Below are 13,911 nucleotides of genomic sequence, written 5' to 3'. Positions count from 1 at the left end.
ATGAGGATGCGCCTTACGCCTTTAACGCTTTTTTAAGGCGGAAATAGCGGCGGCCCAGACGCCAGCGCAGGCGAAGATCGTGGGCGTTTTTCCAGATCAATCCCCAGATGCCGCGATCGAAAAACTCTTTGATGAGCCCTTTCTTTTTAGCGTCATCCTTCATGCAATCAATGGTATGGATTATCCCCAAGCCTTCTTTGGCGATTTGCCAGCGGCAGGCCGTGATATGCTGGGTTTTGTCGCGATAACGCTCGTTAATCGCATCCAGCATCTCGAGGATCTTCATGTAGTGATGCGCGGAGCGGATCAAGGTGTCATCGGTATCGGGCTTATGCGAAACCGAGGCGGAATGAATGTAATAATCGTAGAACTGCTGGTCGGTATATTGCACGCGTTGCGCCGCCAGCAGCACTTCCGTGGTCCAGGGAATATCCTGATGACGCAGCCCCGGCTCGAAACGGAAGCCATTCTGGTTGATAAATTCACGGCGGTAGATATTAAGCCAGGTGACGTGCAGAAACTTGCGCGAGTCCAGCGCCTGTTTAAGCCACACGTGGCCGGGTAGCACATCGGTGGACGCAAGGCGGTTGAGCGGGAAAATAGGATGGCTTTCGCGGTTTTTTTCGTACACGTAACGGCCATTGCAGGTGGCGACGTCAAGCGCGCCTTTTTCCGCCATCTCCAGCAGAGTGCGGTACATTTGCGGGTAAAGCTTGTCATCGATGTCCGGGAACGTCAGGTATTTACCGGTCGCCAGCTCGAGGCCGCTATTTCGCGCGACCGACACGCCCTGGTTCGCCTGCTGGATGATTTTCACGTTCTGCAAGCGGGGTTGCCACGCTTCCATTATGCTCTGGCTGGCATCGGTTGAGCCATCGTTAACCAAAATCAGCTCGTAGCTTTCAAGCGCCTGTTGTTCAATACATTCAAAGAACTGTGAAAGGAATTGTTCACCGTTGTACACGGCGACCACAATACTGAGTAAAGGTGTTTGACTCATAAACGATCCAGTAAAATCAAAAGGACGTATTTCCCGTCAGGATGGTGACAGCTGACGATACTGATTGCAGATAGTTTCTACGCTGAATTTTTCCAGCCGCTGTGGGTCGATTAGCGGCGGGTTATCATAAATGCTTTGCAGAGTCCGGGCCAGTGCATCGCTGTTCAGGTCTGCGAGACCGCGCGCGAATTCATCGGTGAGGATTTCCGTCACCCCGCCAGGGCAGCGGGTGCTGACCACGGGCGTACCCAGCAACAGCGCCTCCACAAGCACGTTGCCAAACCCTTCGCTGTCCGAGCTGACCACGAGCAATCGCGCATGTTTCATCCATGTCCAGGGATTGGGCTGGAAGCCTTTGAAGACCACCCGCTCACCGACGCCCAGGCGCGCCGCCAGCTCCCGCAGCTTCGCTTCCTGCTCGGGCTTACCCTGGCCGAGCAGCAGCAATGGCGCAGTAATTCCGCTCTTCGCGTAGGCTTCGATTAAACGGTCATGGCGTTTTGCCGGATGAAAACGTCCCACGTGGATCAGATAATCCTGCCCGGCCATCTTGCAGGGCGCTTGTGCGCTGGTGCGAATGGCGGCGATATCAAACGGGTTATAGATCGTTTTAAGCTGCGCAGGCGTAACCCCGCATTGCTCAACCAGGTCACGCCCAACCGCGTTAGATACGGTAATCACGTTGCGATGCTGGTAAACCCGTTTAATCTTCTGCTGCTTCTGCCAGCGGCTGAACCCGGTACGATGCCCCAGATAAGAGGCGGAAAAAACGCCGTGCAGGCAAAACCACAGATTGCGATGAGCCAGAACAGCGCTGCGGGACACGATGCGATCGGTTTTATGGAGATTAGACACCACCAGGTCAAACTGACCCTCTTTTTCCGCTTCTTTAATGGCGTCATCCAGTTGCCGGGCGCGGCGCGATAACTCGGTCATTTTACGCCAGGGCTTACGGCACCGATCGGCAATCACCCGATAGTCGAGAGTCTCCGGCAAGGCGTACTCGCAGACGTCGCGCAGTGAAAACAACGACACGCGTTCACCCTCGCGCAGGAACTGCTCCGCAAGCGTAATCACGACTTTCTCCGCGCCGCCGCCGGGTAAACCATCGATAACAAACAAAATCCGCATGGTTATCTTAATAACTCCTGATAAAAGGCGATGAGCTGCGCAGAAAGATGTTGCGCGGTGCAGCCCATAATACGCTCCCGGGCACGGGCCCCTTGCTGTGAGTCCAGCGCACGCGCGGGTAGCGCCATCACCGCCTGTTGCAGCGCGCCGATATCCAGCGCATCGCACACGTAGCCGTTACGCCCGTTTTCGATAAATTCAGCGCCGCCGCAGCCAGTGCTGGTAATCACCGGCAACCCGCAGGCCATCGCTTCAAGAATAACGTTCGGGAACGGATCGTAGAGCGTGGGCAGCAGCAGGCCGTCCGCCATCTGATAAAACGGCAGCGTTTCCTGCTGCACGCCAAAAAAGTGGACGCGATTATCGCAGTGCAGCGTTTTCGCCAGCGACTGGTAGCGTTTTTGATCCTTATCTTTGCCCACCACGAGCAGGTGGCGATCGGTAGGTGCGATAGCCCGAATTGCGGCATCCAGCCCTTTACGCTCAAAGCCGGAGCCGATGTAAATCAGGCAGGTGGCCTGAATGGGCAATTGCCACTGTTCACGCAGGGCGATAAACGTGGCCGCGTCCGGCGGTGTGAAGCGGGTGTTATCAATGGCGTTATAGATGACCCGGATTTTGCTTTCCGGCACGCCGAAGTTTTCGATGATTTCCCGTTTAATCATTTCGGCGTTACAGATAACGCCGCGTAAGGCGGAATCGGTATACATTTCCCGCTCTGCATTCATCACGTAACGATGATAGCGATCGCTTAACAGCAAACGGCTTTTCCAGCCTGGCAGGATACGGGCGCGCTGCTCAAGCCAGCGGCGATGCACGCCATCTCCGGCGCGATACAAATCGCATCCCGGTATCCGCTCATGGCTTTGCACAATATCGAACTGTTTGGTTTCCCATAGCGCCCGCGCCGCGTTAGCGAAGCCGCGCTCCCGGCTAATCCGCCCCCATTTACGCGGGTTGCAGATATGGATGTGCCAGCCAGGATTTACCGGCCCCTGCCATTCACGGGTGATGACGTTCAGGTCGATATCCTGGTCGTCCAGCGCTTCGAGCGCTCGCGACACAAAGCGTTCAGCGCCGCCGTCCGGGCGGTATTTTTGTCTGACTAACGCCAGGCGGAATTTTTTCATGCCAGTAATCTCCGGGCGGCGTCAATCACGGCCTGGGTAGGGATCATATCGAGATAACGTTGTGAGGTGCCGGTATCGATGGCGTCAGGATCGGGAAGTGAACCATAGTCGCCTGCCCAAATCACGTCCCCCTGTGCCTGCCAGGGCCGCCAGAAAGTGAGTTTCGACGGGCCAAACAGTGCGACCAGCGGTGTATGTAATGCCGCAGCCATATGCATGGGAACGGAATCCACGCCGATAAACAGTCGCGCATGGTCAATTAACGCCGCCAGCTGGCGCAAGGTTAATTTGCCTGCCAGCGAGTGCACGCGGGCGTCAGGGCAACCCCCAAGAATAGTTTCAACCATCTTTAATTCTTTCGCGTCCGGCCCGGAGGTCAGCACAATGGCGTGGCCCTGCGCCGATAGCGAGTTAATCAGCTCGCTCATTTTTGCTTCGCTCCAGCATTTAAAGAACCAGCGCGATGTCGGCTGGATCACCACGTAGCGCTCACGAAAATCACCCGGAAGCAGCGCTTCACATTGCTGCCAGTCGGCGTCGGTATAACCCATTTTTGCCGGGGCGTCATGACTATCCAGACCTAATGGTTGAAGGATAGACAAATTTTGCTCAACGGTATGCTGGCGGTTATGCACCGCGGTAGAGGCCAACAGCGTGTGGCTTTTGCGCCATATCAGGCTGTCGCGTTTAGCAAAGGCGAATCCCACCCGGGTTTGCGCGCCGGTTAATGCGGTAATGATGGCGCTCCGCCACTGGTCCGCCAGGTTCAGCACCAGATCGTACCGACGCTGACGCAGCGCCTGAAGCAGTGCCCACTCCTGTTTAAGCTGGTAAGCGGTGCCCTGCTTTTTCCATTTTCGGTCGATACCGTAGATCTGATGAATATCGCTGTTCGCGGAAAGCATTTCCCGCGTTTCTTCATACAGTAATACGTCCACCTCGGCGGCGGGATAGCGCTGTTTAAGAACGTGGATAAGGGGCGTAATCAATAACATATCGCCGTGATGGCGGAGCTTGATGATTAGAATGCGTGCGGGAACAGAGTGCTTACCGGAGAGGTCGCTTGCGGTCATGATGTATTCTTCATCAGATAACAAGTTGTTGATTCTAGGTTATCACACGCATTGAGAGAAGCCCTGGATTGCACTACCATGACGCGATAACCGGTGTTTAAGGAATTATCCATGCACAATCCTGCATTTCTCATAACGATTGATACAGAGGGCGATAACCTCTGGCAAAATCACGACAGCATCACCACTGAGAATGCGCGCTATTTGCCGCGTTTTCAGGCGCTATGCGAGAAATATGGATTCAAACCGGTCTATTTAACCAACTATGAAATGGCAATCGATCCGTTTTATATCGAGTTTGCCCGGGATGTGATAGCCAGAGGGACCGGTGAGGTCGGGATGCATCTTCATGCATGGAACAGCCCACCGCTGGAGCCGTTAACTGATGATGACTGGCGCTACAAGCCTTATTTAATCGAATACGCCACCGGGATGATGCGTCAGAAAGTGGAATACATGACGCATCTTCTTGAGGATACGTTTCAGACCAAAATGGTCAGCCATCGTGCTGGCCGCTGGGCATTTGATGAGCGCTACGCCCGGCTGCTGGTGGAACAGGGCTATCTTGTCGATTGTTCCGTGACTCCAAAAGTGAACTGGAAAACCGCCAAAGGAAACCCGGCAGGGACCGGGGGAACGGATTACCGCGATTTCCCGACAACAGCCTACTTTCTGGATGAAAATGATATTCGTAAACCGGGCAACTCGCCGTTACTCGAAGTACCCATGAGTATCCAGTATAAGCACTCTGCGATGATGAATAGCATTAAGCAGGGTTACGATCGTTTACGGGGAAAAGTGCGTTCGCCTTCTGTTCACTGGCTACGCCCGATGGGGGGCAATGTGGATACGATGAAAAGCGTCGTGGAGCAAACGCTCGCGCAGGGCAGTGATTACGTGGAGTATATGCTTCACTCCTCAGAATACATGCCCGGCGGGAGCCCCACCTTTAAAACGCAGAGTGATATCGAGCGGTTATACGATGATCTTGAGGCCTTTTTCGCGTGGCTGCAGCCAAAAGCGACGGGACTCACGTTAGCGGAATATTACCAACAAGCGGTAAATAAACGCTAGCCTGATAAAAAAGCCGTCTTGCGACGGCTTTTTTATTATTTAGCGGGGATGTTTTCCCGTTTAAACGTAGTGTTACTGATGACCACCGCAAGGGGCAACCAAAATAATATCCACGACTCACGGGGGTTATTAATAATGAACATTCCCTGGGACATCATGAAAATGATCGAAAACAAAAAAATTGATGCTTCCAGTCGACGGTTATTGATGAATTTAAACCAGGCGCATAATAATCCATAGTTAACGATAACCAGGAACAGCGCCAGGCCAATAATACCGCCCTTAAGGAAAGCGCCGATATAGATGCTATGCGTAGTGGTGATGTGCTCGCCGCTGTAATTGATAAAATCGAGGTTATAGTTAAAGCCTTTGCCGAACCAGATGTTTGACTTCACTAACTCAATGGTATGAGCCCAGATGCTAAGACGTAAACCGCTTTGCTGGCGTAGCGCCTCAAAACGTGAGAGGAATTGCTCCCCAACCTGGGTATAGAAAAGAATTAAGGCCAGCCCGATAACCGCAGCAGCGGTCATAATTAAATGTTTACGCACTATTGTCCGAACGTGGAAAAAAATAATGAGAGATACAATTAATGCAATAAATGGCCCACGGCTTTGAGTCAAAAGCAGCAGAGTGAATAACGGGATTACGGGCAAAAGATACAGAAGTTGAGTTTTCTCTTTATACAATATAAAGCTTAGTAAACAGCCGATTGCGCAGTATCCTGCCAGATCGATGACGTTGGTGGGGCCGGGGTTGGTTTCGGAAACCTGGCGAAGATGTAGCACCAGATTAAAATCGGTGAATAATGTATAAACGGCCAGGACGGTAAGCCCTGAGACAATAGCCGTCATCGCTCTATGGCGGTAACGAGCATCTTCCAGCATGCTGACCAGCATAATGGTATATATCGTGATGTATAAGCCGTGAGTAAACGCCGATCTCAGGGTTTCATCGTTGCCGCCCCAGAAGTTTGAGATGCCAAAATAAATGACAAAAGCGGCGATAGTGCACAGGCCGATTACAAGATTTTTCTTACTTAAAATTTTCTTGCGCACCCCAGAAGAAAAGACAAAAGCGGCAATGAATAATATGCCTGAAATGTGAAAAAGGTTGTTTGTTCTTGTCGAAATGCAAAAAATAGCGCTAAAGAACAAAAATAGCGTAAAGAAAAATAAATAGCATCGCTCTAAAGTGATTTTATTGCTTGAAAAGTACATGCAACTTAACCTTTTTAAAAATCAATTCTGGAACCGCGCTTTCTTGAGAAAGGTTAAAAACATATACACCATGCTGCTCAAGGACTCGTGAAGCCAGTGAGAACGCAGGAAATACTATATTTTCCACTTTGTTTTCAAGATAAGAGGGAAGTCGAGTTTGGTCGTTTTCATAAAAGCGTGGCTGATGAAAATTATTCATATCCAGCCCGCTGATAATGATACGTTTAAAACCTAAGAAAAACAGTACCTGTAATGCCCAGTAAACCACGGTCCCTGCGTCAAAAATACCGTTACGGATATCGGTTGAGAAGCCTATTTTTTTGTTTTGCTCATCAAAGATCGCCGTATTGCTTCCCTGGTAGGCATGCCACTTCGCGTCATCAGCGATTTTTCCCTGATAAATTTTATAGCAAGCATCTTCAATCAATGCGATTTTGCATTTAATCGCTTCACGGGAATGGCGATCGTAAATTTTTGCCACGCCATGGAGTGTTGTAAATAAAAGAATATCGGGATTGCTGACAATCGCCGTTATCATTTCCGGTTTGCGATCGTAAAATTCCATATCCACGACGATATACAAACTGTATTGCAGCTGACCTTGCAGGACATAAGCGCCGTTAACGCCCATGATCGGCAGTGTTTCCGGTACGACGGTAAAATCCATCTCTTTGGTAGAAGGGCCCGTAGCAGTAAGCAGCACATCGCCCTGATAGCGATTTTTCAGTTCGCTAAGCCCAGCCAGAGGAACGGCAACGCCTTTGTAACTTAAGGAACGAATTTCCCCTGTCTCAGCGCGGGAAATTTTTGCATAAGGCCAAAGGTTTTCATTGTGGCGAAAAGCTCGCGGGCGCGTGTAGCGGTAAATTTGCTTAAATAGTGAACCCATCAGACATCCATTAGCCTCTTAATCAGCCTGAATACGTCGTCGGCCTGATTCGCCGCCATGCTACCGTTGTCATGAGACATGACGCTGTGCTGGTTCTTGCCGTATCCGCCGATTAACCCCGGATCGGTTGGCCCGTATAACGTAATATTAGGCCGATCCAGCGCAGCGGTCAGATGACTCAAACCGGTATCCACGGAGACAACGCCTTTCGCGCCCGCCAGAACATAAGCCACCTGTTCCAGGCTGAGCCGTGGCAGCACCTCGACGTAATCAAACCCTTCAGCGAGGCGCCGGGCGCGCGCTTCTTCATGCGGCGCCCCCCAGGGCAATTTTACCTTTAATCCACTGTCAGCCATCAGCGTAATCAGCTCGCGCCAGCGCGCTTCCGGCCAGTGTTTATCATCCCGGGTAGTGGCGTGTAAAAACACCAGATAGGGTTCCAGTGTGTTCTGCGCCTCACCGAGAAAATGTTGTGCGATGGCATAGTCGCCTGTCTGTGCAGGGCGCAAATACCCCAGACTTTTCGCGAACAGTTCACGGGTGCGCTCGACGGCGTGTTGCTGTTTGGCAATGGCATGGCGGTGTTTATAAAACAGTGATGCCAGCGGCTCGCGCGCGCTTTGCCAGTCCATCCCGTGCTTTTCGCCCTGCGCCAGCCGGGTAACCAGCGCCGCGCTCTTAACCAGACCTTGCGCATCAATAACCACATCGTAGCGCACCGATCTTAACAATTTCCGAAACGTCTCTCTTTCTGCCCGGATATCGGATGAAAACCAGGCTTTGCGCCAGCGGCGGATCGCCACAGGGATAACGCGATCGACGGCGGGGTGCCAGCCAGGGATCTGGACGAATCCTTCTTCAACGACCCAGTCGAAGCGGATCCCAGGGATCGCCTGCATGGCGTCCGTCAGGGCCGGGAGGGTATGTAGCACATCCCCCATGGAAGAGGTTTTGACTATCAATACCCGCATGGTTAATTTTCCTGATTGGCCAACAGGCGTGATAACTCATCGTTAACCTGGTCAGGCGTAATGTCGATGAGACTTTGATGATAGCCTTGCTCGCCTTCGCCTTTACGCACTTTGTGGTAGCCGGTTATCAGGCGGATCACGCGTGCTTTATGGGACAGCGGCGGCGTGAAATCGGGGCTGCTTGGGCCATACAGCGCTACCAGCGGGCGATCCAGCGCGGCGGCGATATGCATCAGACCCGAGTCGTTGGATACTACGGCCTGGCAGGCGGCAATCAGCACGACCGCTTGCTCCAGCGCGGTTTCCCCGGCCAGATTGCGGCACCACGGCTGCTGCTCATTCGGCAGCGCGGCGATGATTTGGTTACCCGCCTCGTTGTCTTTCGCCGAGCCAAACAGCGCGATTTGATAGCCCTGGGCGATCAGTTTTTCTGCCAGCGCAGCGTAGTGATAATGCGGCCAGCGCTTCGCCGGACCGAATTCCGCGCCGGGGCAAAAGCCGATAATCGGCCGTTCACCGGAGAGATTGAACGTGGCGCGCATCTGCTGTTTTTCTGCTTCGCTCACCTGCAAACGCGGCCACAGTAGCGGTTGCGGTAAATCACGCGCCGACTGCATCACGCCTTTGTCATAGGCCAGCGCCACATAGCGCTCAACCATCAGCGGCCAGGCGGCTTTATCCAGTACCCGCGCATCGTTCAGCAGGCCGTAACGCATCTCACCGCGCCAGCCGGTGCGCTGAGGGATATTAGCGAAGAAGGGTACTAACGCGGATTTAAACGAGTTTGGCAATACGTAGGCGCGGTCGTAGCGACGATCGCGCAGGCTGAGGCCCAGTTTGCGACGTTCACCCATTTCCAGCGCCCCATGGCCGAGCGGCATGGGGATCGCCTCGTTGACTTCCGGCATACGCGATAACAACGGGCGGCACCACGCGGGTGCCATCACATCGATAATCGCCTCGGGATAGCGCGCCTTGAGCGTGCGATAGAGACTTTGCGACATCATCATGTCGCCCACCCAGGACGGACCGATCACCAATATTTTCATACGGGGTACTTACGCGTCGCGGTTCAGCCAGGCCATATATTCCGTCACACCTTCGGCGACGGTCTTAAATGGCTTATCGTAGCCAGCGGCGCGCAGGTTGGTCAGGTCGGCCTGCGTAAATGCCTGGTAGCGGCCTTTCAGTTTGTCCGGGAACGGGATGTATTCGAGGCTGCCTTTCTGATGATAAGCCAGCGCGGCATCGGCCACGGCCTGGAAGGATTCCGCACGCCCGGTGCCGAGGTTGAAAATGCCAGATACGCCGTTTTCCCAGAACCACAGGTTAACCGCCGCCACATCGCCCACGTAAACGAAGTCGCGTTTGAAACCATCGCTGCCTTCAAACAGTTTCGGGCTTTCGCCGTTGTTCAGTTGGGTGTTCAAATGGAACGCCACGCTCGCCATGCTGCCTTTATGGCCTTCACGCGGCCCGTAAACGTTAAAGTAGCGGAACCCGACGATTTGCGAATTGGCTTCCGGCAGGATCTGGCGCACATATTCGTCGAACAGGAATTTGGAGTAACCGTAGACGTTAAGCGGTTTTTCGTATTCGCGGGACTCGATAAAATCAGAAGTGCGCCCGCCGTAGGTGGCGGCAGACGAGGCGTACAGGAACGGAATTTCACGCTCGAGACAGTAGTGCAGCACTTCTTTGGAGTACTGATAGTTGTTATCCATCATGTACTTGCCATCCCACTCGGTGGTGGAAGAGCAGGCGCCTTCATGGAAAATGGCCTCGATATCGCCAAATTCCTCGCCTGCCATAATCTGGATAAGGAAGTCTTCTTTATCCATATAATCTGCGATGGTCAGGTCAACCAGGTTAACGAATTTGGTGCCGTCCTTAAGGTTATCGACCACCAGAATGTCGGTGATGCCCTTGTCGTTCAACGCCTTAACAATGTTGCTGCCGATAAACCCAGCGCCGCCGGTAACAATGATCATACGTATAACCTTTAAGAAAGTAGGGCCATGAGACTATCTCAGGCGCGAATGGTGATAATCATATCACCACATCGTCTCTCCTTCAGCTTTAGACCTCTTCGCCATCTGTGAAGTTTGTTTCACAGACGTGATTTATGCTGCAAAACGCGCATTCCGCCAATCGTCATCTCGTATCAAATGATTAGTTTGGGTAATATGTGCCGAAATTTGCCCAGCCTGGAGAATTGCAATGCGAGGGGATTTTTACCAACAGTTGAATGCCGACCTGGAAACCGCACGTGCGGAAGGGTTGTATAAAGAAGAACGTATTATCACGTCGGCCCAGCAAGCCGATATCACCGTCGCGGACGGTAGCCACGTTATCAACTTCTGCGCCAATAACTACCTCGGTCTCGCTAACCATCCTGAACTGATCGCTGCCGCCAAACAGGGCATGGACAGCCACGGTTTTGGCATGGCTTCGGTGCGCTTTATCTGCGGCACTCAGGACACGCACAAGCAGCTGGAGCAAAAGCTGGCTGAATTCCTCGGCATGGAAGATGCCATTCTCTATTCTTCCTGCTTCGACGCCAACGGCGGGTTATTTGAAACCCTGCTGGGCGCGGAAGACGCGATCATTTCCGATGCCCTGAACCATGCTTCGATCATCGACGGCGTGCGTCTGTGTAAAGCGAAGCGCTTCCGCTATGCCAATAACGATATGCAGGAGCTGGAAGCACGCCTGAAAGAGGCGCGTGAAGCGGGTGCCCGTCACGTACTGATCGCGACCGACGGCGTGTTCTCTATGGATGGTGTTATCGCTAACCTGAAAGGCGTGTGCGACCTGGCGGATAAATACGACGCGCTGGTGATGGTCGACGACTCCCACGCGGTGGGCTTTGTCGGCGCAAACGGTCGCGGCACGCATGAATACTGTGAAGTGATGGGCCGCGTTGACATCATCACCGGTACGCTCGGTAAAGCGCTGGGCGGCGCGTCTGGTGGCTACACCGCAGCACGTAAAGAAGTGGTGGAGTGGCTGCGCCAGCGTTCCCGTCCGTATCTGTTCTCTAACTCGCTGGCACCGGCAATTGTTTCTGCCTCTATCAAAGTGCTGGAAATGCTGGCCGAAGGCGACGCGCTGCGCGACAGGCTGTGGGCCAACGCGCGTCTGTTCCGCGAAAAAATGACCGCTGCCGGTTTCACCCTGGCGGGCGCAGACCACGCCATCATTCCGGTGATGTTGGGCGATGCGGTTGTGGCGCAGAATTTTGCCCGTGAACTGCAAAAAGAAGGGATTTACGTCACCGGTTTCTTCTATCCGGTGGTGCCGAAAGGGCAGGCGCGTATCCGTACCCAAATGTCTGCGGCGCACAGCACCGAGCAGATTGAGCGTGCGATCGACGCCTTTATTCGTATCGGTAAACAGCTAGGCGTGATTGCCTGAGGATAAGACATGAAAGCATTATCGAAGCTGAAAGCAGAAGAAGGCATCTGGATGGTGAATGATGCCCCCGAGCCGGAAGTGGGACATAACGATCTGTTAATCAAAATCCGCAAAACGGCTATCTGCGGTACCGATGTGCATATTTATAACTGGGACGAATGGTCACAAAAAACCATTCCAGTACCGATGATTGTCGGTCATGAATATGTGGGCGAAGTGGTCGGTATCGGCCAGGAAGTAAAAGGCTTCAAGATTGGCGATCGCGTTTCCGGCGAAGGGCATATCACCTGCGGTCATTGCCGTAACTGCCGTGGTGGCCGTACCCACCTGTGCCGCAACACCATCGGCGTGGGCGTCAACCGTCAGGGCTGCTTTGCGGAGTATCTGGTATTACCCGCGTTTAACGCGTTTAAAATCCCAGATAATATTTCTGATGACTTAGCCTCTATCTTCGACCCGTTCGGCAATGCGGTGCACACGGCATTGTCATTCGATCTGGTGGGCGAAGACGTGCTGGTATCCGGCGCAGGCCCTATCGGTATTATGGCGGCGGCAGTCGCGAAACACGTTGGCGCGCGCCACGTGGTGATCACCGACGTGAACGAATACCGCCTCGAGCTGGCTCGCAAAATGGGCGTCACCCGCGCGGTGAACGTATCCAAAGAGAACCTGCACGATGTGATGAAAGACCTGGGAATGACCGAAGGGTTTGACGTCGGTCTGGAAATGTCCGGCGCGCCGCCGGCGTTCCGCGCCATGCTGGATACCATGAACCACGGCGGGCGTATTGCCATGCTGGGTATTCCGCCGTCGGATATGTCCATCGACTGGAACAAGGTCATCTTCAAGGGCCTGTTCATTAAGGGCATCTATGGCCGCGAAATGTTCGAGACCTGGTACAAAATGGCTGCACTGCTCCAGTCAGGGCTCGACCTTTCGCCTATCATCACTCATCGCTTCACTATCGATGATTTCCAGAAAGGCTTTGACGCTATGCGCTCAGGCCAGTCCGGCAAAGTTATTCTCAGTTGGGATTAACGCCGGGATTAACAATGAAAGCGCCTTCGGGCGCTTTTTCTTATGCTAAATTCTGTAATATCATTTCCTGCGAAAAACCTTATCTAAAATCACACTAAACTCGCCTTTTTTTTCTGATTGATCCTCTATGGTTAATAGGATCCCACAAGACAGAGTCAGGATGATGTTTACACTCTCGGTATGTTTATTAACGCATAACTCCGCACGCTTATTACGTGAAGTTTTACCGCCCCTTATTCGTGTAGCAGATGAAATGGTTGTGGTCGATTCCGGCAGCACCGATGAGACGCTGGAAATCTGCCGCGAATTTGGTATTACGCCTTTTCATCACCCTTATTCAATGCACGGTATGCAGATGAATGTGGCGATTGAGCGCGCCAGCCATGATTGGGTGCTATGCATGGACAGTGATGAAATTATGGATGAACAAACCGTCAATTTCATTCTGGCCCTGAAAGCGGGCGATGAGCCTGCCAAAGATAAAGCCTGGCGTTTGCCGCGTTACTGGTATGTATTAGGCGAGCAGGTCAGAACCCTGTATCCCATCTCTTCTCCAGACTTCCCGGTCCGCTTGTTTAATCGCCAGCATGCGCGATTTAATCTGCGTCCGGTGGATGACCAGGTTGAAGGGCATACCTGTAGCGAAAAAATGCCGGGGCGTGTGCGCCATGATACGTTTTATACGCTTCATGAAGTGATCAATAAACTGAATGGCTATACTACGCGGCTGGTGAAATATACCGCCGTCAGGCCGTCGATTACGCGCGGCTTTATTAGCGCCATTGGCGCATTCTTCAAATGGTATTTATTTAGCGGCGCCTGGCGGCAGGGGCGCGTTGGCGCAGTGACGGGGTTTTACGCCACGCTTTACAGCTTTCTCAAATATTTTAAAGCCTGGTATGCTCATGCCGATAACAAAGCGTCCGTAACCGGGCATGAAACAGACTCCGCCTCTTTGCAAAAATAAC

At 52.9% G+C, this 13,911-nt stretch carries 13 protein-coding genes; 4 read left to right on the top strand and 9 right to left on the bottom strand.

Annotated features, from left to right (window positions below; all coding sequences use genetic code 11):
- Positions 1-13 precede the first annotated feature (13 nt).
- The 4 genes from ACVV26_RS21870 to rfaQ are packed head-to-tail and all read right to left on the bottom strand — an operon-like array spanning position 14 to position 4,334.
- Complete coding sequence (locus ACVV26_RS21870) at positions 14-1,000, bottom strand: glycosyltransferase (RefSeq protein WP_474799325.1); 987 nt, start codon at positions 998-1,000, stop codon at positions 14-16.
- Positions 1,001-1,036: 36 nt separating this feature from the next.
- Positions 1,037-2,131, bottom strand: coding sequence for a glycosyltransferase (locus tag ACVV26_RS21865; RefSeq protein ID WP_474799323.1), 1,095 nt, complete (start codon positions 2,129-2,131; stop codon positions 1,037-1,039).
- Positions 2,132-2,133: 2 nt separating this feature from the next.
- Positions 2,134-3,261, bottom strand: coding sequence for a glycosyltransferase family 4 protein (locus ACVV26_RS21860; protein WP_474799321.1), 1,128 nt, complete (start codon positions 3,259-3,261; stop codon positions 2,134-2,136).
- Complete coding sequence (gene rfaQ, locus ACVV26_RS21855) at positions 3,258-4,334, bottom strand: putative lipopolysaccharide heptosyltransferase III (protein ID WP_474799319.1); 1,077 nt, start codon at positions 4,332-4,334, stop codon at positions 3,258-3,260. Before rfaQ ends, ACVV26_RS21860 begins: the two co-directional genes overlap by 4 nt.
- A 111-nt stretch (positions 4,335-4,445) precedes the next feature.
- Here rfaQ and ACVV26_RS21850 point away from each other — a divergent pair, with 111 nt between their 5' ends.
- Positions 4,446-5,408: a polysaccharide deacetylase family protein gene (locus ACVV26_RS21850; RefSeq protein ID WP_474799318.1), complete on the top strand. Its 963-nt coding sequence runs from the start codon at positions 4,446-4,448 to the stop codon at positions 5,406-5,408.
- Positions 5,409-5,443: 35 nt separating this feature from the next.
- Here ACVV26_RS21850 and ACVV26_RS21845 read toward each other — a convergent pair whose 3' ends face one another.
- Genes ACVV26_RS21845 through rfaD form a run of 5 tightly spaced genes read right to left on the bottom strand, consistent with a single transcriptional unit; the run spans position 5,444 to position 10,479 of the window.
- Positions 5,444-6,628 (bottom strand): O-antigen ligase family protein, encoded by a 1,185-nt coding sequence (locus ACVV26_RS21845; RefSeq protein WP_474799316.1) that lies wholly within the window; start codon positions 6,626-6,628, stop codon positions 5,444-5,446.
- On the bottom strand, positions 6,609-7,517 hold the full coding sequence (locus ACVV26_RS21840; protein WP_474799314.1) for a WaaZ-like lipopolysaccharide core biosynthesis protein: 909 nt from the start codon (positions 7,515-7,517) through the stop codon (positions 6,609-6,611). Before ACVV26_RS21840 ends, ACVV26_RS21845 begins: the two co-directional genes overlap by 20 nt.
- The gene (gene rfaC / locus ACVV26_RS21835; RefSeq protein WP_474799312.1) at positions 7,517-8,488 is read right to left on the bottom strand and encodes a lipopolysaccharide heptosyltransferase RfaC; all 972 of its coding nucleotides are present in this window, start codon (positions 8,486-8,488) and stop codon (positions 7,517-7,519) included. Before rfaC ends, ACVV26_RS21840 begins: the two co-directional genes overlap by 1 nt.
- A 2-nt stretch (positions 8,489-8,490) precedes the next feature.
- Positions 8,491-9,537 carry an ADP-heptose--LPS heptosyltransferase RfaF gene (gene rfaF, locus ACVV26_RS21830; RefSeq protein WP_474799311.1) on the bottom strand — a complete coding sequence of 349 codons (1,047 nt, stop codon included), beginning with the start codon at positions 9,535-9,537 and terminating at the stop codon, positions 8,491-8,493.
- A gap of 9 nt (positions 9,538-9,546) precedes the next feature.
- Positions 9,547-10,479: an ADP-glyceromanno-heptose 6-epimerase gene (rfaD, locus tag ACVV26_RS21825; RefSeq protein WP_474799309.1), complete on the bottom strand. Its 933-nt coding sequence runs from the start codon at positions 10,477-10,479 to the stop codon at positions 9,547-9,549.
- A 229-nt stretch (positions 10,480-10,708) separates the two neighbouring features.
- On the opposite strand from rfaD, the gene kbl reads away from it, so the two are divergent.
- From kbl to ACVV26_RS21810, 3 genes are all read left to right on the top strand, one after another.
- Positions 10,709-11,905 (top strand): glycine C-acetyltransferase, encoded by a 1,197-nt coding sequence (gene kbl, locus ACVV26_RS21820; RefSeq protein ID WP_254487420.1) that lies wholly within the window; start codon positions 10,709-10,711, stop codon positions 11,903-11,905.
- A gap of 9 nt (positions 11,906-11,914) precedes the next feature.
- Complete coding sequence (gene tdh, locus ACVV26_RS21815) at positions 11,915-12,943, top strand: L-threonine 3-dehydrogenase (RefSeq protein WP_474799307.1); 1,029 nt, start codon at positions 11,915-11,917, stop codon at positions 12,941-12,943.
- 163 nt (positions 12,944-13,106) lie between these two features.
- Positions 13,107-13,910: a glycosyltransferase family 2 protein gene (locus tag ACVV26_RS21810; RefSeq protein ID WP_474801963.1), complete on the top strand. Its 804-nt coding sequence runs from the start codon at positions 13,107-13,109 to the stop codon at positions 13,908-13,910.
- Position 13,911: the final 1 nt, after the last annotated feature.

The sequence above is a fragment of the Atlantibacter sp. MEI4A-1023 genome (assembly GCF_056155425.1).
Note: the sequence above shows the minus strand (reverse complement) of the source record. Positions and strands in the feature narration are given on the sequence as shown.